Source organism: Bradyrhizobium sp. 192, assembly GCF_023100965.1.
Classification (GTDB): domain Bacteria; phylum Pseudomonadota; class Alphaproteobacteria; order Rhizobiales; family Xanthobacteraceae; genus Bradyrhizobium; species Bradyrhizobium symbiodeficiens.
The window spans coordinates 1,494,450-1,518,910 of record NZ_CP064690.1; the positions used below are offsets into that span (position 1 = coordinate 1,494,450).

General features: G+C 64.3%; 25 protein-coding genes. 10 read left to right on the forward strand and 15 right to left on the reverse strand.

All coding sequences use genetic code 11. The annotated features are described in order from the left end of the window. Positions 1-8 precede the first annotated feature (8 nt). Genes IVB24_RS07025 through IVB24_RS07040 form a run of 4 tightly spaced genes read left to right on the forward strand, consistent with a single transcriptional unit; the run spans position 9 to position 5,827 of the window. Positions 9-1,895 carry an extracellular solute-binding protein gene (locus tag IVB24_RS07025; protein WP_247772530.1) on the forward strand — a complete coding sequence of 629 codons (1,887 nt, stop codon included), beginning with the start codon at positions 9-11 and terminating at the stop codon, positions 1,893-1,895. Between the two features lie 2 nt (positions 1,896-1,897). Beyond that, positions 1,898-3,007, forward strand: a complete 1,110-nt coding sequence (locus IVB24_RS07030; RefSeq protein ID WP_247772531.1) for a microcin C ABC transporter permease YejB — start codon at positions 1,898-1,900, stop codon at positions 3,005-3,007. Next, a complete protein-coding gene (locus IVB24_RS07035) occupies positions 3,007-4,185 on the forward strand; it encodes an ABC transporter permease (RefSeq protein WP_247772532.1) in 1,179 nt (392 codons plus the stop codon). Before IVB24_RS07030 ends, IVB24_RS07035 begins: the two co-directional genes overlap by 1 nt. Before the next feature lie 4 nt (positions 4,186-4,189). After that, the gene (locus tag IVB24_RS07040) at positions 4,190-5,827 is read left to right on the forward strand and encodes an ABC transporter ATP-binding protein (protein ID WP_247772533.1); all 1,638 of its coding nucleotides are present in this window, start codon (positions 4,190-4,192) and stop codon (positions 5,825-5,827) included. Positions 5,828-5,833: 6 nt separating this feature from the next. On the opposite strand, the gene IVB24_RS07045 is transcribed toward IVB24_RS07040, so the two are convergent. Beyond that, a complete protein-coding gene (locus IVB24_RS07045; RefSeq protein ID WP_247772534.1) occupies positions 5,834-6,676 on the reverse strand; it encodes a C40 family peptidase in 843 nt (280 codons plus the stop codon). Further along, positions 6,669-8,042: a leucyl aminopeptidase family protein gene (locus tag IVB24_RS07050; RefSeq protein WP_247772535.1), complete on the reverse strand. Its 1,374-nt coding sequence runs from the start codon at positions 8,040-8,042 to the stop codon at positions 6,669-6,671. Before IVB24_RS07050 ends, IVB24_RS07045 begins: the two co-directional genes overlap by 8 nt. A gap of 201 nt (positions 8,043-8,243) precedes the next feature. Between IVB24_RS07050 and IVB24_RS07055 the strand changes: the two genes are divergently transcribed. Together IVB24_RS07055 and IVB24_RS07060 are read left to right on the forward strand one after the other, a co-directional pair. Next, positions 8,244-8,447 carry a hypothetical protein gene (locus IVB24_RS07055; protein ID WP_140481260.1) on the forward strand — a complete coding sequence of 68 codons (204 nt, stop codon included), beginning with the start codon at positions 8,244-8,246 and terminating at the stop codon, positions 8,445-8,447. Between the two features lie 192 nt (positions 8,448-8,639). Continuing rightward, positions 8,640-9,455, forward strand: coding sequence for a tetratricopeptide repeat protein (locus IVB24_RS07060; protein ID WP_247772536.1), 816 nt, complete (start codon positions 8,640-8,642; stop codon positions 9,453-9,455). A gap of 72 nt (positions 9,456-9,527) precedes the next feature. On the opposite strand, the gene IVB24_RS07065 is transcribed toward IVB24_RS07060, so the two are convergent. The 10 genes from IVB24_RS07065 to IVB24_RS07110 form a co-directional block, all read right to left on the reverse strand. Next, positions 9,528-10,502, reverse strand: coding sequence for a type II secretion system F family protein (locus tag IVB24_RS07065; protein WP_247772537.1), 975 nt, complete (start codon positions 10,500-10,502; stop codon positions 9,528-9,530). A gap of 9 nt (positions 10,503-10,511) precedes the next feature. Then, positions 10,512-11,489 carry a type II secretion system F family protein gene (locus IVB24_RS07070; protein ID WP_247772538.1) on the reverse strand — a complete coding sequence of 326 codons (978 nt, stop codon included), beginning with the start codon at positions 11,487-11,489 and terminating at the stop codon, positions 10,512-10,514. 10 nt (positions 11,490-11,499) lie between these two features. Beyond that, complete coding sequence (locus IVB24_RS07075; protein WP_247772539.1) at positions 11,500-12,969, reverse strand: CpaF family protein; 1,470 nt, start codon at positions 12,967-12,969, stop codon at positions 11,500-11,502. Positions 12,970-12,989: 20 nt separating this feature from the next. Continuing rightward, on the reverse strand, positions 12,990-14,258 hold the full coding sequence (locus IVB24_RS07080; RefSeq protein WP_094976723.1) for an AAA family ATPase: 1,269 nt from the start codon (positions 14,256-14,258) through the stop codon (positions 12,990-12,992). Continuing rightward, entirely contained in the window at positions 14,255-14,989 is a 735-nt protein-coding gene (locus tag IVB24_RS07085) for a CpaD family pilus assembly protein (protein WP_166468046.1), read from the reverse strand. The genes IVB24_RS07080 and IVB24_RS07085 overlap by 4 nt, the downstream gene beginning before the upstream one ends. A 20-nt stretch (positions 14,990-15,009) precedes the next feature. Further along, positions 15,010-16,485 carry a type II and III secretion system protein family protein gene (locus IVB24_RS07090; protein ID WP_247772540.1) on the reverse strand — a complete coding sequence of 492 codons (1,476 nt, stop codon included), beginning with the start codon at positions 16,483-16,485 and terminating at the stop codon, positions 15,010-15,012. A gap of 11 nt (positions 16,486-16,496) precedes the next feature. Next, a complete protein-coding gene (gene cpaB / locus IVB24_RS07095) occupies positions 16,497-17,294 on the reverse strand; it encodes a Flp pilus assembly protein CpaB (RefSeq protein WP_162308752.1) in 798 nt (265 codons plus the stop codon). A gap of 127 nt (positions 17,295-17,421) precedes the next feature. After that, a complete protein-coding gene (locus tag IVB24_RS07100; protein ID WP_018318783.1) occupies positions 17,422-17,946 on the reverse strand; it encodes a prepilin peptidase in 525 nt (174 codons plus the stop codon). Between the two features lie 123 nt (positions 17,947-18,069). Beyond that, complete coding sequence (locus IVB24_RS07105; RefSeq protein WP_162406235.1) at positions 18,070-18,210, reverse strand: hypothetical protein; 141 nt, start codon at positions 18,208-18,210, stop codon at positions 18,070-18,072. A gap of 74 nt (positions 18,211-18,284) precedes the next feature. Continuing rightward, a complete protein-coding gene (locus tag IVB24_RS07110; protein WP_094977073.1) occupies positions 18,285-18,449 on the reverse strand; it encodes a Flp family type IVb pilin in 165 nt (54 codons plus the stop codon). Between the two features lie 270 nt (positions 18,450-18,719). Between IVB24_RS07110 and IVB24_RS07115 the strand changes: the two genes are divergently transcribed. From IVB24_RS07115 to IVB24_RS07130, 4 genes are all read left to right on the forward strand, one after another. Next, on the forward strand, positions 18,720-19,547 hold the full coding sequence (locus IVB24_RS07115; protein ID WP_140481254.1) for a sterol desaturase family protein: 828 nt from the start codon (positions 18,720-18,722) through the stop codon (positions 19,545-19,547). Positions 19,548-19,698: 151 nt separating this feature from the next. Further along, on the forward strand, positions 19,699-20,199 hold the full coding sequence (locus tag IVB24_RS07120) for a pilus assembly protein N-terminal domain-containing protein (protein ID WP_247772541.1): 501 nt from the start codon (positions 19,699-19,701) through the stop codon (positions 20,197-20,199). Positions 20,200-20,422: 223 nt separating this feature from the next. Next, complete coding sequence (locus IVB24_RS07125; protein ID WP_247774054.1) at positions 20,423-21,004, forward strand: TadE/TadG family type IV pilus assembly protein; 582 nt, start codon at positions 20,423-20,425, stop codon at positions 21,002-21,004. A 23-nt stretch (positions 21,005-21,027) separates the two neighbouring features. After that, entirely contained in the window at positions 21,028-21,642 is a 615-nt protein-coding gene (locus IVB24_RS07130; RefSeq protein WP_247772542.1) for a TadE/TadG family type IV pilus assembly protein, read from the forward strand. A 101-nt stretch (positions 21,643-21,743) separates the two neighbouring features. On the opposite strand, the gene IVB24_RS07135 is transcribed toward IVB24_RS07130, so the two are convergent. The 3 genes from IVB24_RS07135 to IVB24_RS07145 all read right to left on the reverse strand — a co-directional run bounded on the left by IVB24_RS07135 (position 21,744) and on the right by IVB24_RS07145 (position 24,131). Beyond that, complete coding sequence (locus IVB24_RS07135) at positions 21,744-21,956, reverse strand: cold-shock protein (RefSeq protein WP_028142093.1); 213 nt, start codon at positions 21,954-21,956, stop codon at positions 21,744-21,746. A 265-nt stretch (positions 21,957-22,221) separates the two neighbouring features. After that, on the reverse strand, positions 22,222-22,509 hold the full coding sequence (infA, locus tag IVB24_RS07140; protein WP_007599789.1) for a translation initiation factor IF-1: 288 nt from the start codon (positions 22,507-22,509) through the stop codon (positions 22,222-22,224). Between the two features lie 23 nt (positions 22,510-22,532). Continuing rightward, on the reverse strand, positions 22,533-24,131 hold the full coding sequence (locus IVB24_RS07145) for a DEAD/DEAH box helicase (RefSeq protein ID WP_247772543.1): 1,599 nt from the start codon (positions 24,129-24,131) through the stop codon (positions 22,533-22,535). Positions 24,132-24,461: the final 330 nt, after the last annotated feature.

The following is a 24,461-nucleotide window of genomic DNA, read 5'->3' on the forward strand; positions in this document are numbered from 1 at the left end:
TTTTCCGCATGACGCAGATGTCACGCCGCCACGTGCTGTCCCTGGGTGTCGGCGGCGCCGTCGGTGTGTCGCTGAATGCGCAGCTGTTGCGTGGGGCTCATGCATCGGAAGGAGGAAGCGAGGCGCACGGAATCTCGGCGTTCGGCGATCTCAAATATCCCGCTGACTTCCACCATTTCGACTACGTCAACGTCGATGCGCCGAAAGGCGGCACGTTCTCGCTCATTCCGTCGGTACGCGCCTATAACCAATCCTACCAGACCTTCAATTCGCTCAACGCCTTCATCCTGAAGGGCGACGGCGCGCAAGGCATGGACATGACCTTCGCGCCGCTGATGGTGCGCGCCAGCGACGAGCCTGATGCGATGTACGGGCTCGCGGCCAAATCCGTCCAGGTATCGCCGGATAGACTGGTCTATCGCTTCACCATGCGGCCGGAGGCGAAATTCCACGACGGCACGAAGCTCACCGCGCATGATGCGGCGTTCTCGCTGATGGCTCTGAAGACGAAGGGCCATCCCCTGATCCTCGTGCAGCTGCGCGACATGGTCGGCGCGGAAGCTATCGACGATGCAACGCTCGTCGTCACCTTTGCCAAGGGGCGCGCGCGCGACGTGCCGCTCTATGCCGCGAGCCTGCCGATCTTCTCGAAGGCATACTACGCGTCCCGCCCGTTCGATGAAACGTCTCTGGAGATCCCGCTGGGCTCGGGTCCGTACAAGGTCGGCAAGTTCGAGGTCAATCGCTATATCGAGTATGAGCGGGTGAAGGACTGGTGGGCTGCGGATCTTCCGCCCTGCCGCGGCACTTATAATTTCGACGTCGTGCGGTATGAGTTCTATCGTGATCGCGACGTCGCTTTCGAGGGGTTCACCGGCAAGAACTATCTCTACCGCGAGGAGTTCACGTCCCGCATCTGGGCGACGCGCTATGATTTCGCTGCCGTCAAGGAGGGTCGTGTCAAGATGGAAGTCGTGCCCGACGAGACGCCGTCGGGCGCGCAGGGCTGGTTCATCAACACGCGACGTGAAAAATTCAGGGACGCGCGGGTGCGCGAGGCCCTGATCAATGCGTTCGACTTCGAGTGGACCAACAAGACCATCATGTACGGCGCCTATGCCCGCACGGTGTCGCCGTTCCAGAACTCCGATCTCATGGCGAGCGATGGCCCGCCGACCCCGGACGAATTGAAGCTGCTCGAGCCGTTCCGAGGCCAAGTCCCCGACGAGGTGTTCGCAGCGCCTTTCTCCCCGCCGATCACGGACGGATCCGGACAGGATCGCAGCCTGCTGCGCAAGGCGCAGCAATTGCTGACCGATGCCGGTGTGCCGATCAAGGACGGCAAGCGCGTCCTGCTGAACGGTGAGGTCTTCCGCATCGAATTCCTGCTGGACGAGCCCTCGTTCCAGCCGCACCACGCGCCCTATATCAAGAATTTGGGGACGCTGGGCATCGAGGCCAACATCCGGCTCGTCGACGCCGTGCAATACAAAGCGCGCCAGGAAGATTTCGACTTCGACATGACGATCCAGCGCTTCAGCATGTCGGCGACACCAGGCGACGCCATGCGCGCGTTCTTCTCCTCGCAGGTTGCGGCAACCAAGGGCTCGTACAATCTCGCGGGTGTTGCCAGCCCGGCCATCGACGCCATGATCGAGAAGATCATGGCGGCCGACAGTCGCGAGGAGTTGACCGTCGCCTGCCGGGCCTTCGATCGCCTGTTCCGCGCCGGCCGTTATTGGGTGCCGCAATGGTATAACAAGACGCACCGGCTGGCTTATTGGGATCAGTTCGGTCATCCGCAGAAATTGCCGCGTTATGCCAATGGCGTCGGCGCGCCCGACATCTGGTGGCATGACCCCGCCAAGGCCGCCAAGCTCGAGCAGGCGAAATAATCATGAGCGCCTATATCGCCCGCCGCATCCTCCTGATGATTCCGACCCTGCTCGGAATCCTGTTCGTCTCCTTCGTCGTCGTGCAGTTCGCGCCGGGAGGCCCGGTCGAGCGCGTGATCGCGCAGCTCTCGGGAGCCGACACCGGCGGCACCTCGCGCATTTCCGGCGGCGGCGATTTTGCGCAGCGTGCGCCGGGGCAGCTGGGGGCCGGCGGCGATGCCATCAACTCGAAATATCGCGGCGCGCAGGGCCTTGATCCCGACTTCATCAAGAAGCTGGAAAAGCAGTTCGGCTTCGACAAGCCGGCACCGGAGCGCTTTGCGCTGATGGTCTGGAATTTCGCCCGGTTCGATTTCGGCAAGAGCTATTTTCGCGACGTCAGCGTCCTGCAGCTGATCAAGGAGAAGCTGCCGGTCTCGATCTCGCTCGGCCTGTGGCTGACGCTCCTGACCTATCTGATCTCGATCCCGCTCGGCATCCGCAAGGCGGTGAAGGACGGCACACGCTTCGACACTTGGACGTCGACCGTGCTCGTGCTCGGCTATGCGATTCCCGGCTTCCTGTTCGCAATTCTCCTCATCATCCTGTTTGCCGGCGGCTCCTTCTTCAACTGGTTCCCGTTGCGCGGACTGACTTCGGACGGCTGGTCGCAGTTCCCCTGGTACTGGAAGATCATCGATTACTTCTGGCATCTGACGCTGCCGCTGATCGCCATGGGGCTCGGTGCGTTCACCACCATGACGTTCCTGACCAAGAACTCGTTTCTGGACGAAATCCGCAAGCAGTACGTGATGACCGCGCGCGCGAAGGGCTGTAGCGAGAACCGGGTGCTTTACGGGCACGTCTTCCGCAATGCGATGCTGATCGTGATCGCAGGCTTTCCCAGCACCTTCATTCACGCGTTCTTCTCGGGCTCACTTCTGATCGAGACCATCTTCTCGCTGGATGGGCTCGGGCTGCTCAGCTTCGAGAGCGTGCTCAACCGCGACTATCCCGTGGTGTTCGGCACGCTCTACATCTTTTCGCTGGTCGGCCTCGTGATCAACCTGGTCTCCGACCTGACCTATATGTGGATCGACCCCCGGATCGATTTCGAGGCGCGGGAGGTCTGATGACGATTACCGCGCCGACGCCGATCGAGACCACGACCCAGTCCCCGCTGGGTGAGGTCGTTCCGATCACGCGCAAGCCCTTCGTTCCTTCGCCGCTCAACAGGCGGCGATGGCAGAACTTCAAGGCGAATCGACGCGGTTATTGGTCGTTCTGGCTGTTCATCGCCCTGTTCTTGCTCTCGCTGTTCGCCGAGCTGATCGCCAATGATCGGCCTTTCCTGATCAAGTTCGACGGCCGTCTCTATTGGCCCGCCTTCGTCACCTATTCGGAAACCACCTTCGGCGGCGACTTCGAAACCGCGGCGGACTACCGCGACCCCTATTTGCAGAAGCTGATCAAGGACAAGGGGGGCAGCATCCTCTGGCCGCTGATCCGCTACTCCTACGACACCCACAATCTCGACCTGCCGACGCCGGCGCCGTCGCCGCCGACCTGGATGCTCACGGAAGCGCAATGCAAGCCGGTGGTGGAGAAGAAGGGGCTGAAGAGCTGCCGCGACCTCGAATATAACTGGCTCGGGACGGACGATCAGGGGCGCGACGTGGTCGCGCGGCTGATCTATGGCTTCCGCATCTCGGTTCTGTTTGGCCTTTGTCTCACGATCGTCTCGTCCGTCATCGGCATCGCGGCGGGGGCGGTGCAGGGCTATTTCGGCGGCCGGGTCGATCTCATCTTTCAGCGTTTCATCGAGATCTGGACGGCGATACCCTCGCTCTATCTTCTCCTGATCCTGTCCTCGGTGCTCGTGCCCGGCTTCTTCGTGCTGCTCGGCATCCTCCTGCTGTTCTCCTGGGTCTCTCTGGTCGGTCTGGTGCGGGCCGAGTTCCTGCGCGGCCGCAATTTCGAATACATCCAGGCGGCGCGCGCGCTCGGCGTCTCCAATCCCGTCATCATGTTCCGCCATTTGCTGCCGAACGCGATGGTCGCGACCATGACGTTCCTGCCCTTCATCGTGTCGAGTTCGGTGATGACACTGACGGCGCTCGATTTCCTCGGCTTCGGCCTGCCGCCGGGATCACCTTCGCTGGGCGAATTGCTGTCCCAGGCCAAGTCCAATGTGCAGGCGCCCTGGCTCGGCTTCTCCGGCTTCTTCTCGGTCGCGATCATGCTGTCGCTCTTGATCTTCATCGGCGAAGCGGTGCGCGACGCCTTCGATCCGCGCAGGACGTTCAGGTAGACCAATGGACGCGATCAACCAGCCCCTGCTCGCCGTTCGCGACCTTTCGGTGGCCTTCCACCAGGGCGGCGCCACCACGCTCGCGGTCGACAAGGTCTCGTTCCAGATCAAGCGCGGCGAATGCCTGGCGCTGGTCGGTGAATCCGGCTCCGGCAAGTCTGTCAGCGCGCTCTCGATCCTGAAACTGCTGCCCTATCCGAACGCCTCGCACCCCTCGGGAAGCATCCACTTCAAGGGGCAGGAGCTGATCGACCGCTCCGAGCAACAGATGCGGGAGATTCGCGGCAGCGACATCTCCATCATCTTCCAGGAGCCGATGACCTCGCTCAATCCGTTGCACACGATCGAGGCGCAGATCGGCGAAATCATCCAGCTGCATGCTCCGACCAGTAATGCCGAGGCGCGCAAGCGAACGCTGGAATTGCTGACGCAGGTCGGCATTCCCGAGCCGGAGACGCGGCTGAAGAGCTACCCGCACCAGCTCTCCGGCGGCCAGCGCCAGCGCGTGATGATCGCGATGGCGCTCGCCAACGAGCCGGATCTGTTGATCGCGGACGAGCCGACCACGGCGCTCGACGTCACCGTGCAGGCGCAGATCCTGGCGCTGCTCGCCGAGATCCGTTCGCGGCTCGGCATGAGCCTGCTCTTCATCACCCACGACCTCGGCATCGTGCGCCGCATCGCCGACACCGTCTGCGTCATGAAGGGCGGCGTGATCGTCGAGCAGGGGCCGGTCGAGCAGGTCTTCAAGGGCCCGAAGCATCCCTATACGCGCGACCTGCTCGCGGCAGAGCCGAAGCCGGATCCGGCGCCGCCGCAGCCGGATGCGCCGGTGGTGATGTCGGCCGATGACCTGAAGGTCTGGTTTCCGATCAAGCGTGGCCTGATGCGCAAGACGGTCGGCCACATCAAGGCGGTCGACGGCGTCAGCATCGCGGTGTGCAAGGGTGAGACGCTCGGCGTGGTCGGCGAATCCGGCTCGGGCAAGACCACGCTGGGGCTGGCCCTGCTGCGGCTGATCTCCTCGAACGGGCGCATCGTGTTCCTGGGGAAAGACATCCAGGGGCTGCACTTCAAGGAGATGCGGCCGTTCCGGCGCGACATGCAGATCGTGTTCCAGGATCCGTTCGGCTCGCTCTCACCGCGCATGTCGGTCGCCGACATCATCGCCGAAGGTCTTTCGGTGCATCAGCCGAAGCTGACGCGGGAAGAACGCGAGGAGCGCGTCGTCAAGGCGCTGGAAGACGTCGGGCTGAAGCCGGATACCCGCTTCCGCTATCCCCACGAATTCTCCGGCGGCCAGCGCCAGCGCATCAGCATCGCGCGGGCGGTGGTGCTGGAGCCGGATTTCGTTGTGCTGGACGAGCCGACCAGCGCGCTCGACATGCTGTTCCAGGCGCAGATGGTCGATCTGTTGCGCGAGCTTCAGCGCAAGCGCGAGCTCACCTACATGTTCATCTCCCACGATCTGCGCGTCGTCGCCTCGCTTGCGAGCCACCTGATCGTGATGCGCGGCGGCAAGGTGGTCGAAGAGGGGCAGGCCGCCGAGCTGTTCAAGAACCCGAAGACGGATTACACGCGCGCGCTGTTCGCGGCCGCGTTCCGGCTCGAGACGGCGGGCAACGGGGCGGTGGGAACGTAAGGCCCGTCACAGCCGCTTGATTGCAACGACCTCGCTGCCGGCCTGCCTGATCCGCGCGATGGCCGGCTCGATCGGTTCGATCGCGGTCGCCATGTGATGCGCGTTGGCGTGAACCATGGTGGTCCGATCGCGCACGATGGCGACATGCCCCTTCCAGAAGATCAGATCGCCGCGCAGCAAGCTGCTTCGCTCATGCGGCTCCAGTGCGCGGCCGAGACCGGCCTGTTGCATGTCGCTGTCGCGCGGACAGCCGATCCCCGCCGCTGTCAGCGAGACCTGGACGAGGCCGGAACAATCGATGCCCAAACTGCTCTTGCCGCCCCAGAGATAGGGCGTGCCGACGAAGCGCTCGGCGACCGCGACGAAGTCCGGCTCGCGATGACCGAGCGGGGCGAGATGCGCCTTCGGCAGGTATTGTCCGTCGCGCGTCACGGCGAAGCTGCCATCCTCGCGCGTCACGGCGAGCCTTGATCCCATCACGAGCGTCACGGTAGGCGGCAGCTTGATCGAGGGACCGGGGAACGCGAATGTCCGCAGCGCGCTGACCACATGGGTCGGCGCCGCCGAGGGCTTCATGAGCGCTGCATCCGGCAGCCAGCCGACATAACCGTCGCCATTGAGCTGGCCCCAGGCCCAGCCCTCGCCGTTGCGGTCGTAGACGGTGACGCGTTCGCCGCGCAGCGCCTCCGTCATCAGCATGGCGTTTGAGGACGGCTGCTCGCGCACAGGCGCGACCGCATCGACCACCTCGAATTCCTCGCCGGCGACGAAGCGATCCGCCTCGACCTTGCCTTCGAGATATTTCGCGGCGAGGTCGCTCCGCGCCGGGGTTATTCGCGGATCATGCATAGCGCTCGCTCAGAAGTGCATAGATGGCACGCGCGGCCTGGCACTCGCCGCCCTCGGTACGCGCTGGCTTCGCCGACGGTGTCCAGCCGTAGATGTCGACATGCAGCCAGCTCTTCGCCTGCTCGACGAAGCGTTGCAGGAACAGCGCGCAAATGATCGAGCCGGCAAAGCCGCCTGACGGTGCGTTGGTGATGGTAGCGGTCTTGGAGTCCAGCCAGGAATCGTAAGGCGGCCACAGCGGCATGCGCCACAACGGATCGTTCTCCTGCACCGCGCAGCGCGCGACATCGGCGGCAAGGGTCTCGTCATCGGTGTAAAAGGGCGGCAGATCCGGTCCGAGCGCGACGCGCGCGGCGCCGGTCAGGGTGCCCAGATCGATCAGCAGATCGGGCTTCTCCTCATCGGCCAGTGCCAGCGCGTCGGCGAGTACCAGCCGGCCTTCCGCATCGGTATTACCGATTTCCACCGTGATGCCCTTGCGCGAGGTAAAGATGTCGAGCGGGCGGAAGGCGTTGCCGGCGACCGCGTTCTCCACCGCCGGAATCAGCACGCGCAGCCGCACCTTCAGCTTCGCATCCATCACCATGCGCGCCAGCGCCAGCACGTTGGCGGCGCCGCCCATGTCCTTCTTCATGATCAGCATGCCGCTCGACGGCTTGAGGTCGAGCCCGCCGGTGTCGAAGCAGACGCCTTTGCCGACCAGCGTCACCTTGGGATGATCAGGATTGCCCCAGCCGATGTCGATCAGCCGCGGCGCGCGGTTGGAGGCCATGCCGACGGCGTGGATCAGCGGGAAGTTCTTCTCCAGCTCAGCGCCGATGGTGCAGGCGAAGCTTGCTCCGAATTCGGCTGCGAGCGCTTGCGCCGCTGCGGCGAGCTCTTCCGGTCCCATGTCGTTGGAGGGCGTATTGATGAGGTCGCGCGCGAGCATGGCGGCATCAGCGATCCGCTCGATCTCGGCCGCATCGACGCCTTCAGGCGGCACCAGTCGTACGTCGGGTCTGTCAGCCTTGCGGTAGCGCGCGAAGCGGTAGCGCCCCATCGCAAAAGCGAGCGCCGCCAGCCGGACATCGTGTGGCGCATTGGCAAAGCGATAGATGCCCGGCGGCAGCAGGCCGGGCAGGGCGCCAGGCCGGAACAGGTCGCGCGATCTTGCACTCTCTTCCTCGAGGCCGAACAGCACCTGCGCGATTGCGCCGTCGGGCGCAGGCAGCGCCAGATAGGCGCCCGGCTTGGCGGCAAAGGCGCATGCCGTGGCGAACGCGCGTTGCGGCGCCGGCAGCGTCTCGGCGACCTGGTCCCAGCTCGATTTGGTGACGAAGCTGATCGGGATGGCGACGGCAGACGTCTCGAAGACAGAAGGCATTGGCTGGTCCGGATCGTCAGATCAAACGGGTGATGCGAATGGATGAGACTTCGCAGAGTTTCGCCGCCGCTGCAATCGGCTTTGCTGTCACCGTTCAGCGAGCCGCTACTCGCGGCAAGGGGGTCATGATAAGGTTCCGGCAACGGTCGCCGGAGTTGGACATCATGCGGCCGACAACGAAGCGCGCCGGGAGGACATGCAATGGAATTCGTGTGGAGCGTGGTCGCATTCATCGGCGAGGCGATCGAGGCGATCTTCGGCTATGTCGAGCACCACCACTGGCTCTTTGCGCTCCTTGCCGGCGGTTACGTCTTCTATCTCCACGACCGCTCCGTCCATGCGCGGTTCGATGCGCTCGACAAGCGCGTCGACGAAATCCGCAGGCGGCTTGCCATCGAATATTGAGGCGGCAATTGCCAAGGCATCCGAGCGAACAGGTGAGGGTGCTCGGCCTCGATCTCGGCCTCGGCGAAAAGGCACCGTCGCAGACCCCGCCGTGAGCCGCGCGGCCTGGGAACGGTGTTAACCGGCCGTTAGGGTTAACGGTCTATTGCTGGCGCGTTCGGCTCGATCAATCGGCTCGAGAGTCACAGCGTCATGCGTCTACGGTTCAGTCTTGCCCGGCTTGTTGCGTCCACCTCGCTGGTCGCGGTGGTGGCCATGGGCCTCGGCGGCTGCACGGGCATGTCGAAACTCTCCGACGTGACGGGCTCGATCGGCGGACCACGGGCAGAGGCGGCTCCCACCGATCCGGTGCGCGCCATCGAGGTCTTTGGCGAGCGCTACCGCGCCAATCCCAAGGACGCCGATGCCGCGCTCGCCTACGGTCAGGCGTTGCGCGCCAACGGACAGCGCGCCCAGGCCGCCGCCGTGCTCGAGCAGGCGACCATCGCCAATCCCGGCAACAAGGCGCTGCTCGCCCAATACGGCCGCGCCCTCGCCGACAACGGCAATTTCCAGCAGGCCTACGACGTGCTGTCGAAAGCGCATTCGCCTGACAATCCGGACTGGCGCCTGCTCTCGGTGCAGGGCACCACGCTGGACCAGATGGGCCGTCACGAGGAAGCGCGTTCCTACTACGCGAGCGCACTCAAGATCGCACCGGGTGATCCCGGCGTGCTCTCCAATCTCGGCCTGTCCTACATGTTGTCGAGAGACCTTCCGAAGGCCGAAGAGGCGCTGCGGCAGGCCTACGCTTCGCCGCGTGCGGGCGTCCGGGTGCGGCAGAATCTCGGCCTTGTCGTCGGTCTGCAGGGCCGCTTCGCCGAAGCCGAGACCATCGTGAAAGCAGATCTGCCGCCGGATCAGGCCGCGGCCAACGTCGCCTATCTCAAGGAGATGCTCAGCCGCAGCGACGCTCCCCGCGGCGCGCCGAAGCGGACGCCGGTCGCCTCGCTCAGCCGACCGGACTGATCAGGGCCGATCGTCCCTTCTATCGTCATCTGAAAACCGCCCCCGAGCCGCATGCGCGGCCCGCGTCTTGCGTCATTGCATCTCGGAGATCTTGATGCCGGTCGGTCCGAGAATGACGACGAACAGCACGGGCAGGAAGAACAGGATCATAGGCACCGTCAGCTTCGGTGGCAGCGCGGCCGCCTTCTTCTCGGCCTCGTTCATGCGCATGTCGCGATTCTCCTGCGCCATGACGCGCAGCGAATGTCCGAGCGGGGTGCCGTAACGTTCCGCCTGCTGAAGCGCGAGACACACCGACTTGACGCCTTCGAGCCCGGTGCGTCGCGCCAAATTCTCATAGGCGACCTTGCGATCCTGCAGATAGGATAATTCGGCCGTCGTCAGCGTGAACTCCTCCGATAGTGCGATCGACTGTCCGACGATCTCGGTGGCGACTTTCCGGAACGCCATCTCGACCGACATGCCGGATTCGATGCAGATCAGGAGCAGGTCGAGCGCGTCGGGGAAGGCCCGCTTGATCGAGAGCTGGCGCTTGGAGATCGCGTTCCTGAGGAACAGCATCGGCGCCTGGAGGCCGAGATAGGCGGCGCCGATGCAGATGCCGATCTTGATCGGCATGGCCTGCTGCATATGCGCGATCACGAAAACGTAGACGACCGAGCCGATGAAGAGCACCATCGGCGCGACCATGCGGGCAAACAGGAAGGTGATGTAGGGCGCCTGACCGCGATACCCGGCCATGATCAGCTTGTCGCGCGCGGCTTCCTGCGCGAGCCATTTGGTGAGGTTGAAGTCGTCGACGACCTTGGAGACGAGCTGCTTCGGTGTCTGGCGCAGCGTGACCTTTTCGCTCTTGTGAAGGCGCTCACGCTCGCGCTGCCGGATGCGCTCGCGCTCGCTCGCCACCGCCTTCATGCGCTTGGAGAGGCCCTCGCCGGCGAACAGGGGCATCACCAGCGTATAGACGGTGGCGCTGGCGGCAATGGCCGCCAGCATCATGGTCATGAAGTGGACGTCATGTAGTTTCGCAACGAGAAACTGGACCATACTGCACCGTCAGAAATCGAAATTGATCATCTTCTTCATCACCATGATGCCGACCGCCATCCAGACGACGCAGCCGACCAGCATGAGCTGGCCGGTGGGATGGATCCACAGCACCGAGATGTAATTCGGCGTCGTGAGATAGACGAGGAACATCACGATCGGCGGCAGCGAGCCGATGATGCCGGCCGAGGCCTTGGCTTCCATCGACATCGCCTGGATCTTCTCCCTCATCTTCTTGCGGTCGCGCAGCACCTTGGAAAGGTTGCCGAGCGCTTCGGAGAGGTTGCCGCCGGATTTCTGCTGGATCGAGATGACGATGCCGAAGAAGTTGGCTTCCGGCAACGGCATGCGATCATAGAGCCGCGTGCAGGCCTCGCCGAGTGGCATGCCGATGGCCTGGGTCTCGATGATCGCCAGAAACTCGCTGCGCAGCGGCTCGGGCGCGTCGGCCGCGACGACCTTGATCGATTCGAACAGGGGCAGGCCCGCCTTGATGCCGCGAACGATGACGTCGACGGCGTCGGGCAGCGCCGCCAGGAACTTGGCCTCGCGACGCTTCTTCAGGAAGCCGAGCGCCCAGCGCGGCAGGCCGAAACCGCCGGCAAAGGCGAGACCGACAGCACCGATCAGGCCGCCGCCGGCGAACAGCGCGGCCGCGAAGAACACGCCCGCCACGACAGCGGAGACGATCCAGAATTTCTGCGGCGTCCAATCGAGCCCTGCCTGCGACAGGCGAACGGGCAGCGGAGCGCTCTTCTGCTGCAGGCGTCGCGCCTCGAGGTCCTTCAGCGAGGTCTCGACCTGCTCGCGACGCGAGCGCTGGCTCTTCTCGGCCTGGCGGACCGTGGGCGCCTCGGCGCGCGAGATCGAGGCGCGACGGCTTTCGGCCTTTCGTTCCCCCGACAGCAGCGGATAGAGGAAGACCCAGGCGATGCCACCGACCGCTGCGGTGGCAAGGAATGCGAGGGCGAGGACCTGCATGTTCATGCTGACCTGCTCACGTCTTCGGCGCGACTTCCGCCGCGTCCAGCGCAGCGGCAAGGCGCTTCTCGTCGCCGTAATAGCGGGCGCGTTCCCAGAATTTCGGACGGCCGATGCCGGTCGAGCGGTGCCGGCCGATAATCTTGCCGTTGGCGTCCTCGCCGACTATGTCATAGAGGAAGATGTCCTGGGTGATGATGGTGTCGCCTTCCATGCCCATCACCTCGGTGATGTGGGTGATGCGGCGCGAGCCGTCGCGCAGGCGCGCCGCCTGGACGATGACGTCGATGGAGGCGCAGATCATCTCGCGGATGGTGCGTGAGGGCAGCGAGAAGCCTCCCATCGTGATCATGGATTCGCAGCGCGACAGGGCTTCGCGCGGGTTGTTGGCGTGCAGCGTGCCCATCGAGCCGTCATGGCCGGTGTTCATGGCCTGGAGCAGGTCGAACGCCTCGGGTCCGCGGACCTCGCCGACGATGATACGCTCGGGGCGCATACGCAGACAGTTGCGCACCAGCTCGCGCATGGTGACCTGGCCCTCGCCCTCAATGTTGGGCGGTCGGGTTTCGAGCCGCACCACGTGAGGCTGCTGGAGCTGGAGCTCGGCGGCGTCTTCGCAGGTGATGACGCGCTCGTCATGCTCGATATAGTTGGTCAGGCAGTTGAGCAGCGTGGTCTTGCCGGAGCCGGTACCGCCGGAGATCAGCACGTTGCAGCGGACGCGGCCGATGATCTGGAGGATTTCGGCGCCTTCCGGCGAGATCGCGCCGAACTTGACCAGCTGATCGAGCGTCAGCTTGTCCTTTTTGAATTTGCGGATGGTGAGCGTGGGGCCGTCGATCGACAGCGGCGGCACGATGGCGTTGACGCGGGAGCCGTCGGCGAGACGCGCGTCGCAGATCGGCGAGGATTCGTCGACGCGCCGGCCGACCTGGCTGACGATGCGCTGGCAGATGTTGAGGAGCTGCTGGTTGTCGCGGAAGCGGATGCCGGTCTTCTGGATCTTGCCGTTGACTTCGATGAAGACGGTGTTGGCGCCGTTGACCATGATGTCGGCGATGTCGTCGCGCGACAGCAGCGGCTCGAGCGGACCGTAACCCAGAACGTCGTTGCAGATGTCGTCGAGCAGCTCTTCCTGCTCGGCGATCGACATCACGATGTTCTTGATCGCGATGATCTCGTTGACGATGTCGCGGATTTCCTCGCGCGCGGACTCCGAATCGAGCTTGGCGAGCTGGGCGAGGTCGATCGCCTCGATCAGCGCGCCGAAGATGGTCGCCTTGACCTCGTAATAATTGTCCGAGCGCCGGCTCTCCATGGCCGGAGGCGGCGGCGCCTTGGCAGGCGCGAGCGGGGGCGAGGCGACCGCCGGCGGAGCCGGGGCGCGCGACGCCGTCGGCGCCGGAGCCTGGGCAGGCTCGGGCGACACGGCGCCGGGCTTGGGCGCCCGAAGGTCGGTGTCTGTTCCGCTACGCTTACCGAACACTTAACAACTCCATGCGGGACCTATTTTCCCCGCAACTTGTCAATCAGGGGTGAAAGCAGGGACGACTTTTGTTTCTTGGTCTCGCTGCGGCCGGTCAGGCGCTGGGCGATCTGCAGGAACATCTCGATCGATTTGTGGTTGGCGGAGATCTCCGCGATCATCTGGCCGTTATTGGCGGCCGAGCCGAAAATCTGCGGCTCGAACGGGATCGAGACGATCGGCTGGCTCTCGATCGCCTTGGCGAACTCCGTGGCGGCGATTTCGGGCCGTTTCGGCACCCCGACCTGGTTCAGGCAGTAGAGCGGCGGCCGGTCGTTGGGGCGCGCGGCCTTCAACAGATCGAACAGGTTCTTGGTATTGCGCAAATTGGCGAGGTCAGGCGCGGCCACGATCAGGATGTCGTCTGCCCCGATCAGGGCGCGCTTGGTCCAGCCCGACCATTGGTGCGGAATGTCGAGCACGATGCAGGGCATGGTGGAGCGCAAGGTGTCGAACACGGCGTCGAATGCGTCGGTGCCGAAATCATAGACCCGGTCGAGCGTCGCCGGCGCCGCCAGCAGGCTGAGATGGTCGGTACATTTCGACAGCAGGCGGTCGATGAAGGCGGTGTCGACCCGATCGGGCGAGAACACGGCGTCGGCAATGCCTTGCGGCGGGTCCTGGTTGTAGTCGAGCCCGGCGGTGCCGAAGGCGAGGTCGAGATCGGCGACGACGGCGTCCATCGCAAGGTCGCGCGCGATCGCCCAGGCGACGTTATGGGAGATGGTGGAAGCCCCGACGCCGCCCTTGGCGCCGACCACGGCGATGATGCGGCCGACCGCCTTGGCTTCCGGCGCGGAGAAGAGGTTGCAGATCGAACGCACGACGTCGATCGCGCCAACCGGCGCGAGCACGTAGTCGCTGACACCGCGGCGCACCAGCTCGCGGTAGAGCGTGACGTCGTTGATGCGGCCGATCACGACCACGCGGGTGCCGGCGTCGCAGACGGTGGCGAGCTGGTCGAGCCCGCCGAGCAGGTCGTTGCGTCCGTCGCTTTCGAGCACGATGACGTTCGGCGTCGGGGCCGAGCGGTAGGCCTCGGTTGCCGCGGCCATGCCGCCCATCTGGATCTTGAGGTGGGCCTTGCCGAGACGGCGGTCTTCACCGGCCGCCTGGACCGCGGCAGCAGTCTCCACGGTCTCGCAGAAGGCCTGGACCGAGACGCGCGGCGCGGGCGCAATATGCTCCTCGACCGGCGGAGGAGCTGCGTCCGGCTGCTCTTCGTGTGTCTGGCGTGCGTAGCTGATCATTTGCCGGTGTCGCTGAGTTTGGCCTTGTCGGACTCGGGATAGGTGGTCGCCGTCGTGAGACCCTTGCGATATTTCTCGAGAGAGGTGATGCGCCGCGGCGTGTAGGACGGAGTTTCAGGACGCGGCTGCTCGAGGTCAGACGGATTGTCGACCATCGCCGCGAGGTTGCGCTGATAGGCGCAGCCGTAATTGTAATAGTCCTTGTTCTCGAACCAGGTCTTGTTCTTCATCGAAGGGCCGATGTCGTCCGGCCACAGGCCGCAGGGACCCGCGACCGCAGCGATCTTGGAATATGTGAGCCGGATCGGCGGCAGGAAGCGCTTGTCGTCCGGCTGGTAGGGGCGAACGTTGACGCCGCGCGGCGGAACGCCCGCTCCCGCGAGCATCGCCTGGATTTCACGCATCGTGTCCGCGACCGGACGCGCATTGGGCGTGCCGGACGGCACGTCGATACGGATGGCGCCGGTGCCTTCCTGCAACCATGCAGATGCGACACCCATCACATCGGCGCGCTGGGCCGCGGTCAATCCACCGCGGGCATGGCCGACGAAGACGACGATCGAACGATTCTGCTCCTCGATCGCGATCGGATGGCGCTGCTTGTAGTCGTCGGGAATTGAGGCTGTGACGGCCTGGTCATGCTGGCAGCCGCCGAGCGCGAGCGCCATGCCGACGAGCGCACCACCAAGGCGGATGGCGCGTTTGCGAAGCTGGGGTGGTCTTATGATCATCTTGAAGTCCCCGTTCCGCCTCACTCGGTGATGAAGCCGTAGGTACCGCGGTAATTCTTTGCCGGTTCGGTCCGGCCGGGCACGCCGTAGATGCGGTTGATGTTGCCGAGCAGCTGGGCCTGTGGATCCGCAGGCGGGGCGAAGCCGTCATCCGGCCGCGACAGGTCCTTTGGCGCCACTGCGCGAACGACATAGGGCGTCACGATCACGACCAGTTCGGTCGCGTTGTTGACGAAGTCGCGGCTGCGGAACAGCGTGCCGAGGATCGGGAGCTGCATCAGTCCCGGTAATCCGCTGATGGCTTGCTTGGTCTGCTGCTGGATCAGGCCGGCCATCGCCATCGCGCCGCCGGAGGGAATTTCCAGCGAGGTCTCGGCGCGGCGGGTCCTGATCGAGGGCACCGTCAGCGAGTTCACCGACGTCGAGGTCACGGCCTGGGACAGCGTGATCGCATTTTCGTTCGACAGCTCGGAGACCTCGGTCATGACGCGCAGGCTGATCTTGCCTTCGCTCAGCACCACGGGGGTGAAGTTGAGCGAGATGCCGAACTTTTTGAAGCTGATCTGGGTGGTACAGACATGCGTTACGGGGTCGCACGCATAGCCTGCCGGCACGGGGAATTCGCCGCCGGCGATGAACGTCGCCGATTCACCGGAGATCGCGGTCAGGTTCGGTTCGGCCAGCGTGCGGATCACGCCCGCGGTTTCCATCGCGCGCAGGGTGGCCTGCACCGACGTCGCGCCGCCAAACTTGGTCGTCAAATTGTTGCCGTCCACGAGGTTGTGGCCGAGCGCGGTGAACGGATTGGAGTTCGTGAAGCTCACCACCGACGTGCCGTAGTTGAGGCTGGCGCTCAGGTCGATGCCGAGCTGCTTGACGATGGTGCGCTGGACTTCCGCCACCGTCACCTTGAGCATGACCTGGTCGCGGCCGCGCACCACGATCGAGTTCACCACCTTGTCGGCGCCGCCGGCCAGGCGCGCGGCGAGCTCGTTGGCCTGCTGCGCTTCCATCGGGTTCGCCGCCGTGCCGGTCAGGACGATGCCGTCGCCGAGTCCGTCGATCTGGATGTCCGAATTGGGCAGGACCTGCTTCAGCGCCGCCCGCACACCATTGAGGTCGCGCTTGACTGCGATGTCATAGGCCGCGATCTGCTGGCCTGCGGAATCGAAGAACACGATGTTGGTCTGGCCGATCGCGGCGCCGATGATGTAGGCGCGCTGCGCCGAGCGGACCACCGCATTGGCGATCTTGGGGTCAGCGACCAGCACGTCCTTGATGTCGCGCGGAAGGTCGATCACGATCGACTTGCCGATGCCGAGCGAGAGGAAGCGGGCGTTCATCTGGCCGTCGGCGGCGGGCGGCGCGGCGGGACGATAGTCGGCGGCGACCACGGGGGTCAGCACCGGGTTGAACGCCAGTGCGAAGGCGGCCGAGAACGACAGGGCGCGGACCATTGAGGTTCGCATCGTCGCCAGATCTGCCCTGCATTTCATGTCGCCTGTCCTCATCGTGCTTTCGCCGTCGAGCTCGGGACGCCGTAGCGAATGATCGAGATGCCGTCGCGCTTCTGAGCGGATTCGTCGAGAGTGATTTCGCTCATCTTGACGTCGGCAATGCTGCGCAGCGCCAGCGACAGCGTTCCGGCCTGACGGGCCGAGGAAAGCGCCTGGGTCTGTGCGGAAGTGAGTTCCAGGGTCACGGTCTTGCCGACCACGGCGTTCTGGCCGTCCTTCTCCTTCGGAGCCTGGTCGATGGCGAGCACGCGCACATTGACCAGGATGATCTCGGACGTGACGACGTCCTGGCCGCCGGCGGCCTGGTCCGGGTTCTTGAGACGGCGCGTGAGGAGGACGTCGACGCGGTCATTGGGCAGGATGAAGCCGCCTGCGCCGGTCTCCGGCGAGATTTCGGTCGAGATGGCCCGCATGCCGCTGGGCAGGATGGCCGCCATGAATCCGGAGCCCTCGGCCTTGACCAGCTTCTGGTCGCGGATCGGCTCACCCTGAATGAAGGGGGCGCGCGCGATCGAACCGGTCACCTGGGTCACGCCCTCGGGACGCTCGTTGCGGCGGATGAAGGTGGCGCTGGCGGTCGCGGCCGGCCAGGTCTGCCATTGCACATCTTCCGGCTTCACGGTCTGGCCGAGGCCGATGTCGTTCTTGGCCACGAGGACGTCGACGGTCGCAAGCTGCGCGACCGGGGCCTGAGGCGGCGCAGAATTGTCCGAGCCGCTCGCCAGGTACGCGGCGGCACCGCCGGCGCAGATGGCGACCGTCAGGACGACAATGCGTGCCCTATTCATACGCTTCACTTTCCACAAAACGCCGCGACGCTGCCGCCGCCTTGATCGGCAGTTGACCAGCTATTCGTCAAAGCATGGTTAATGAGGCGTATCTAAATCGCCTTAACGCCGGGTTTACCCAGTGCGTTCAGCGCAGCGCGAGGTGAGCGAGATCAATCGCCTTCACCCATTCGGTCTCCGGGTAGACCATCAGCGCACTCAGCGCGAGCGCGATGCCGTAGGGGATGCCGCTCTCCTTGGCGTGCAGCCGGGCGAGCCAGGCCTGGCCCGCCAGCCCGTAGGGCAGCGGCCATTGCCGGAATTGCAGCAGGAGCAGCGTCAGCGCGCCGCCGAACAAGGAGGCGTAGAGCAGGAAGTTCATCAGCGGTGCGAAGCCGAACCAGAGCGCGACCGAGGCCGCGACCTTGGCGTCGCCGCCGCCGACCCAGCCCATCGCAAAGCAGGTGAAGGCGATGACCAGGAGAAGCGCGCCGGCGCCGACATGACTGAGCATCTCGTAAGGTGCCATACCACCGGCGAGGGCGAGCGCGAAGAAGCCCGCGACCAGCGCCAGCGACACGCGGTTCGAGATCGTCATCGTGAATAGATCGCTCGCGGCTGCGAACGCCATCAGGGCCGGGAAGAGCAGAAGGCGCGCGAGGTCGAGGATCATGGGCTGCGTCTTGAGGCCTGGGATTGCCGCGGGAACCGGCGTCGGCCGATGCTAGCCGGCAGTGCTAAACAAACCGACAACGGCAGCAAGTCCCGCGCGAGCCTGAAGCCGCAAAACGCGTCGTCACCACAGGCTGGCGATGCGGGCGGCGAGCGCGGCCGTCGCAAGCAGCAGCGCAACGCAGACCCAATAGACCGGCGAGCCGGCCTGTGCCTGCGCCGTCGCATTTGCCGCGACCGCGGCATCGGTTCTGTATTTACGCAACGCCACCGGAACTCGCCGTCTTCAAAAACAAAGGCCCCGGAGGTCCCGGGGCTCTTGCCGTCGTTCGTCCGGCTTTACTTGAGGCCGGTCGAGATCGCGGTGAACTTGGTGTTCAGCGTGGTGCCGAGATTGTTGACGACGGTGATGATGGCCAGCGCGATGCCGGCGGCGATCAGGCCGTATTCGATGGCGGTGGCGCCGGATTCATCCTTCGCGAAACGTGCAATCAGGTTCTTCATGAACATAACTCCAACTGGGGTGGGGATCGCCTCGTTCGGCGCCGTCATTGACGTGATGACCATGAGAGCCGAGCTCTTTCGGTAGAGTTAATTCGATCGGGCAAACCCGCTTGCGGCGCGATGCTTTAATGCAGAGTGAATTTCGTCTTAAAGGCAGCCGCTGTCATTCGTTCCGGTTCCGGATGTACCGTCGGCGCGGCGCCGGCTTCACGCTCCCTTAAATTTCGCGGCGTAGGCGTAACGGAGCTGGAATTCGCAAGAGAGGCGACGATGTCGAGCCTGCCCATGCAAGTCGCCCTGATGCTCGGCGAGACCATCGTCAAGGTGATCCCCATCACCTTCGCGCTCGCGGCGGTCTTCACCGTGCTCGAACATCTCTGGGCCTGCAATGCCGGTGCGCCGTGGTGGCGCAAGCGCGAGATCGTCACCGACATCTGCTACTGGTTCTTCGTTCCGGTGTTCGCCCGCACCATGCGGATCGGACTTCTGATCGTCGGTGCGAGTCTCGTCTTCAACATCCACGACGCCGACGAACTCATCGCCTTCTACGACAACGGCCACGGCCCGCTCTCGTTGATGCCGCTGTGGGCCCAGGCCGCGCTGTTCCTGGTCCTGTCCGACTTCATGCTGTACTGGCTGCACCGGCTGTTCCACGGCGGCGGGTTCTGGAAGTACCACGCGATCCATCACTCCTCGGAGGAGATAAGCTGGATTTCGGCGGCCCGCTTCCATCCCGTCAATCTCGTGCTCGGCTCGATCGGCGTCGACGTCGTGCTGCTGATGGCCGGCATTTCCCCGAACGCGATGGTCTGGCTCGCCCCGTTCACGACCTTCCATTCGGCCTTCGTGCACGCCAACCTGAACTGGAGCTTCGGGCCGTTCAAATATCTGCTGGCGACGCCGGTGTTCCACCGCTGGCACCACACCTCGCTCGAGGAGGGCGGCGACACCAATTTTGCCGGCACGTTCCCGGTCTGGGATGTCCTGTTCGGCACCTTCCGCATGCCCGAGGGTGAACTGCCGCAGGAATACGGCAAGGACGAAGCGACCATGCCGAAGGAGATCACGGGTCAGCTCGCCTATCCGTTCCGCCGCTAGCTTCGATGGCGGCAAAACGCCAGTCTGTTCAAACAATCATCGGCGAGTTTGCGGAACGTTCACGAATTAAGGGCAGGTTAGCGGGGTCGGGCACCGGCTCCGCTGTTATCTGTTCGCTTCTGCCGGTTTGTGACGTCCCGGGGGTAAGAGTATGCGTAAAGAGTTGCTGCGCCGTCGTGCGCGCGTCTGTCTTCTGGCTGCGGCCGCGGTGCTGGCAGCGCCGGCTGCCGGCCTTGCCGACCCGACCGCCGACACCATCGCCGTCAATGTCGACCAGGCCAAGCTGGTGCGGCTCCCCGGCAAGGTGGCGACCCTGGTGGTCGGCAATCCCCTCATCGCCGACGTCACGCTCCAGCCCGGCGGCATGATCGTCGTGACCGGCAAGGGCTATGGAGCCACCAATTTCATCGCGCTTGACCGGGCCGGCGAGATTCTGGTCGACCGCCAGATCCAGGTCGAAGGTCCGAGCGACCGGCTCGTCACCGTCTATCGCGGGATCGAGCGCGAGTCCTACAGCTGCATGCCGCTTTGCCAGCGTCGCGTGACGCTCGGCGACAGCGACACCTACTTCAACAACACGATGAACCAGGCCGGCTCGCTGAGCGCCAGCGCCAGCGGTGGTGGCGGCGCCCCTCCGGCCAAGTCCAACTAGCAGGATCGTTCGGCGGGTTTGCCCGGGCAGGATCGCCTCAGGCCGCTTGCGGACGAGGCAGGGGTCTCCGCGCGCCGCGCTTTCCGTGGGCTTGGGGTCGCGGCTGGTTAACGCATTCTTAACGGCGCGGTCCGCCGGCTGCGGATCGCCTGAAACACTTAAACAATCAGTTTCCGCTATTGAACGGAACAGTTGATCGCCCGTTGCTGGGGAATTTGACGTGATGCCAACGCCTGCACCTACGAGGTTCACGCTCCGGAAAGCGCTGGGCCGGTTTCGCGGCAACCGCCGCGGTTCCGCGGCCGTCGAGTTCGCCCTGGTCGCCCCGATGTTCTTCGGGCTGCTGTTCGCCATCATCGAAACGGCGCTCATGTTCTTTGCGAGCCAGGTACTCGAGACCATCACGCAAAATTCCGCGCGCGCGATCCTGACCGGCCAGGCGCAAGCGCAGGGCGGTTCGGTGGCGGCCTGCCAGACCACGCCCGGCGTGGTCATGGCGTGCGACAAGGCGACGTTCAAGGCCTATGTGTGCACGCAGATCCCGGCGCTGTTTGATTGCAGCAAGCTTTACGTCGACGTCGTGAGCACCAGCTCCTTCGGCTCGCTGAGCCTGACGAGCTACGGCGATTCCTGCAATTTCAACCCGGCCGGCATGCAATACAGTGCCGGGACCTCGGGCCAGGTGGTCGTAGTGCGGCTGTTCTATCAGTGGCCGCTCATCGTCACCGGCCTCGGTTACAATATCGGGTGCAGCAACAAACGGCTGATGGTGGCGACCACGGCGTTCAAGAACGAACCCTTCTGAGACAGATGGATCCGAGCATACCGATGCAGGCGATTGCGAATATCTGGCGGAATGCATGTCGTTCCGTGCGCGACTTCGTCGCCGACAAGCGCGCGCTCGCGGCGACCGAGTTCGCGGTCATCGTCCCGCTGATGCTGGTGATGTTCTTCGGCACCGTCGAGTTCTCGTCGGCCGTGGCGATCGATCGCAAGGTCACGTTGATCGCGCGGGCTCTGTCCGATTTGACATCGCAGTCGACGACGCTTGCCGATGGCGACATGAAGGATACGTTCACGGCGAGCATCTCGGTCATCATGCCCTACGACGCCAGTCTGGTGAAGGGCACGGTCTCCCAGATCTATATCGATGCCAACAGCATTGCCACGGTTCAATGGAGCAAGGCCGGCACCATTGCGAGCGGCGCGACGCAAGCGACGCTGGCGACCTCGGCCCGCAAGGCCGGCGACAAGGTCACCACCATGATTCCCTCGACGCTCTTGATCCCGTCGACCTACCTCATCCTCAGCGAGGCGAATTACACTTACACGCCTTCTGTAGGCTACGTGCTGAAGTCGAGCATAAACTTGAGCGATCTGTCCTACACGCGGCCGCGCCAGGTCACCTGCGTTCCCTACAACGGCGTCCCGTCGACGTGCTGAAATCCGCGCGCAGGCGCTAAAATGAAAAAGGCCGTGCGTCGCGCACGGCCTTCTTGCTTTCTTTGGCTTGCGCGAGCCGATCGGGCCACGCGCGCGGCGGCTCAGCCTTCGGAGCGGAGGTTGTCCGCTGCCGACTTGCCGGAACGGCGGTCGGCCACGATCTCGTAGGAGAGCTTCTGGCCTTCACGCAGCGTGCCGAGGCCCGCACGCTCCACAGCGCTGATGTGGACGAACACGTCCTGGCCGCCATCGTCGGGCTGAATGAAGCCGAAGCCCTTGGTCGCGTTAAACCACTTCACGGTTCCCATGCTCACGGGGATAGTCCCTTCTCAGATAACACAATGTTGCAGCCCACTTGCGCAGGCCAGTTAGATCGAATTTTTGGAAGGGTCGTCAGCGTGTCTGAACCGGCTGTACCGGTGGATGCTAATGTCGTCCGGCCGAAAATCGATGAATTCATTTTATCGGAATTGGGGCCCCAAAACAATCCGGACGTGCACGATTTTTTGATCCGCCGCGAGGTCCGCGGCGGATCGACATTTAGGCCAGAATTTCACTTCCAAGGGTGCCGGCAGGCGCCTAGCGCCGGCGGAACTGGCCGCCGCGCTGGCCTGGGCGGGGCGGTCCACCCATCCCGCTGGGACGCTCGTCCTTGTGGCGGAAAATCAGCCGGCCCTTTTCGAGGTCATAGGGCGACATCTCCACCGTCACGCGGTCGCCCGCCAGCGTCTTGATGCGGTTCTTCTTCATCTTGCCGGCGGTATAGGCGACGATCTCGTGTCCGGCATCGAGCTGCACGCGGTAGCGCGCGTCGGGGAGGATTTCGGTGACCAGTCCTTCGAACTGGATCAGCTCTTCCTTAGCCATGAATTTCTCCAGGTCGTGGACGGCTAGTGCGAATGGGGTTTGCGGGTCGGTTGGCCGTTCGGCCGACTCTCCCGGCGCAAAAAGGCCACGCCTTGTATCCCATCAGCCGCCCCGGCGCTATGCACGGAACGCTGTTCCGGACGGCCGTTTGGGGAAGAATTCGCCTTCCCCCCAGAGCGCGGACGACGAGACCCCTTCGAGGCGTTCGGGCCGTTGCCGGGCCGCCCGTCAGCATGTCGCGCTTCGCCGCCATGTCGGCCTTCACCGGGACGTCCATCACCCTGCTTGCCGGCGGTATGGTGGCGTCCGTCGGAATGTCGTTCCTCGTTACGACGTCCGTCACCGTGACGTGCCTCGCCATGCCTTGCGCCTTGCGGACGCTGGCCCGGGCGGCCTCCGCGGCCCTGCCGTTGCTGCGGCGCGGGAGCGCCCGCATCGCGGCGGCCGGCGTCGGTGCGGAGATCTTCGCGCGGCAGTGCCACCTTGATCAGCCGTTCGATGTCACGGAGATAGCTGAGTTCCTCGCCACCTGCGACCAGCGAGATCGCGGTGCCCTCGGCGCCGGCACGCGCGGTGCGGCCGATGCGGTGCACATAGGTCTCGGGCACGTTGGGCAGGTCGAAATTGATGACGTGAGTGATGCCGTCGACATCGATGCCGCGGGCGGCGATATCGGTGGCAACCAGTGTGCGGATGTCGCCGGAGCGGAACTGGGCCAGCGTCCGTTCGCGATGGTTCTGCGACTTGTTGCCGTGGATGGCGCTGGCGGCGATGCCGGCCTTCTCAAGGGTTTTCACCACCTTGTCGGCGCCGTGCTTGGTGCGGGTAAAAACCAGTGCGCGGTTGACCTGCTCCTGTTTCAACAGCTTGGCGAGGAACGCCGGCTTCGCGGAGAAATCGACCTGGATGATGCGCTGCTGGATGCGCTCCACGGTCGAGGAGACCGGGGTCACCGCGACGCGGGCGGGGTCACGCAGCATGGCGTCGGCGAGCTCGGCGATATCCTTCGGCATGGTGGCCGAGAAGAACAGCGTCTGCCGCTTGATCGGCAGCTTGGCGACGATTTTGCGGATGTCGTTGATGAAGCCCATGTCGAGCATGCGGTCGGCCTCGTCGAGCACGAGGAATTCGACGCTCGACAGTTTCAGCCCGTTGCTCTGCACGAGGTCGAGCAGGCGGCCGGGGGTGGCGACCAGGACTTCGACGCCCTGCATTAGCGAGCGAACTTGACGGCCCATCGGAACGCCGCCGATGGCGAGCGTCGAGGACAGGCGGATGTGGCGGCCATAGGCGTTGAAGCTGTCGAGGATCTGGCCGGACAGCTCGCGGGTCGGCGACAACACCAGGACGCGGGTGGTCTTGGGCTGCGGCTTGATCCGGTGCTCGAGCAGGCGGTGCAGGATCGGCAGCGCGAAGGACGCGGTCTTGCCGGTGCCGGTCTGGGCGATGCCGACGACATCGCGGCCGGTCAGCGCCGTGGGAATGGTCTGGGTCTGAATGGGGGTGGGAGTGACGTAGTTCTCTTCTTGAAGAGCGCGCGCGATCGGTTCGGCGAGGCCGAAGTCCTGAAACGAAGTCAAAAGAGGGGTTCTTTCCATGTCAAAAGCGGGCACCCGGCGCATTCAGCGCGGCGCACGCAAAAGGGTGTCGAGAAGACACCTGCGTGTTTGGGGTGTCGGATGGCTTGGGAGATTATGGGCAAGCCAGAGGCCCGTAAGGGCTTAAGAACACGCGGCTCGCGACGACCGCCTGATTCGCAAGAGGTCTCTGAGCGTCATATGGAACATTGAAGGGGCGCTTTCAAGGCGGAGCTGCCTGAAATGGTTATTGCGGTGCAAAAATATTTATGCCGGAATTTTAGCCACAAGCAGGTAGATGCTCAAAAAATAAACTGACTGCCGCATAAGCATACATTTTGATCGCCCAAATTCTAAGCAATTGAACTGCGGCTA

Bases quoted from the DNA above. Each gene is read 5' to 3' on its own strand.
- IVB24_RS07025 (WP_247772530.1), top strand. From the start codon at position 9: ATGACGCAGATGTCACGCCGCCACGTGCTGTCCCTGGGTGTCGGCGGC.
- IVB24_RS07030 (WP_247772531.1), top strand. From the start codon at position 1,898: ATGAGCGCCTATATCGCCCGCCGCATCCTCCTGATGATTCCGACCCTG.
- IVB24_RS07035 (WP_247772532.1), top strand. From the start codon at position 3,007: ATGACGATTACCGCGCCGACGCCGATCGAGACCACGACCCAGTCCCCG.
- IVB24_RS07040 (WP_247772533.1), top strand. From the start codon at position 4,190: ATGGACGCGATCAACCAGCCCCTGCTCGCCGTTCGCGACCTTTCGGTG.
- IVB24_RS07045 (WP_247772534.1), bottom strand. From the start codon at position 6,676: ATGCATGATCCGCGAATAACCCCGGCGCGGAGCGACCTCGCCGCGAAA.
- IVB24_RS07050 (WP_247772535.1), bottom strand. From the start codon at position 8,042: ATGCCTTCTGTCTTCGAGACGTCTGCCGTCGCCATCCCGATCAGCTTC.
- IVB24_RS07055 (WP_140481260.1), top strand. From the start codon at position 8,244: ATGGAATTCGTGTGGAGCGTGGTCGCATTCATCGGCGAGGCGATCGAG.
- IVB24_RS07060 (WP_247772536.1), top strand. From the start codon at position 8,640: ATGCGTCTACGGTTCAGTCTTGCCCGGCTTGTTGCGTCCACCTCGCTG.
- IVB24_RS07065 (WP_247772537.1), bottom strand. From the start codon at position 10,502: ATGGTCCAGTTTCTCGTTGCGAAACTACATGACGTCCACTTCATGACC.
- IVB24_RS07070 (WP_247772538.1), bottom strand. From the start codon at position 11,489: ATGAACATGCAGGTCCTCGCCCTCGCATTCCTTGCCACCGCAGCGGTC.
- IVB24_RS07080 (WP_094976723.1), bottom strand. From the start codon at position 14,258: ATGATCAGCTACGCACGCCAGACACACGAAGAGCAGCCGGACGCAGCT.
- IVB24_RS07085 (WP_166468046.1), bottom strand. From the start codon at position 14,989: ATGATCATAAGACCACCCCAGCTTCGCAAACGCGCCATCCGCCTTGGT.
- IVB24_RS07090 (WP_247772540.1), bottom strand. From the start codon at position 16,485: ATGAAATGCAGGGCAGATCTGGCGACGATGCGAACCTCAATGGTCCGC.
- cpaB (WP_162308752.1), bottom strand. From the start codon at position 17,294: ATGAATAGGGCACGCATTGTCGTCCTGACGGTCGCCATCTGCGCCGGC.
- IVB24_RS07100 (WP_018318783.1), bottom strand. From the start codon at position 17,946: ATGATCCTCGACCTCGCGCGCCTTCTGCTCTTCCCGGCCCTGATGGCG.
- IVB24_RS07110 (WP_094977073.1), bottom strand. From the start codon at position 18,449: ATGAAGAACCTGATTGCACGTTTCGCGAAGGATGAATCCGGCGCCACC.
- IVB24_RS07115 (WP_140481254.1), top strand. From the start codon at position 18,720: ATGTCGAGCCTGCCCATGCAAGTCGCCCTGATGCTCGGCGAGACCATC.
- IVB24_RS07120 (WP_247772541.1), top strand. From the start codon at position 19,699: ATGCGTAAAGAGTTGCTGCGCCGTCGTGCGCGCGTCTGTCTTCTGGCT.
- IVB24_RS07125 (WP_247774054.1), top strand. From the start codon at position 20,423: ATGCCAACGCCTGCACCTACGAGGTTCACGCTCCGGAAAGCGCTGGGC.
- IVB24_RS07130 (WP_247772542.1), top strand. From the start codon at position 21,028: ATGCAGGCGATTGCGAATATCTGGCGGAATGCATGTCGTTCCGTGCGC.
- infA (WP_007599789.1), bottom strand. From the start codon at position 22,509: ATGGCTAAGGAAGAGCTGATCCAGTTCGAAGGACTGGTCACCGAAATC.
- IVB24_RS07145 (WP_247772543.1), bottom strand. From the start codon at position 24,131: ATGCGCCGGGTGCCCGCTTTTGACATGGAAAGAACCCCTCTTTTGACT.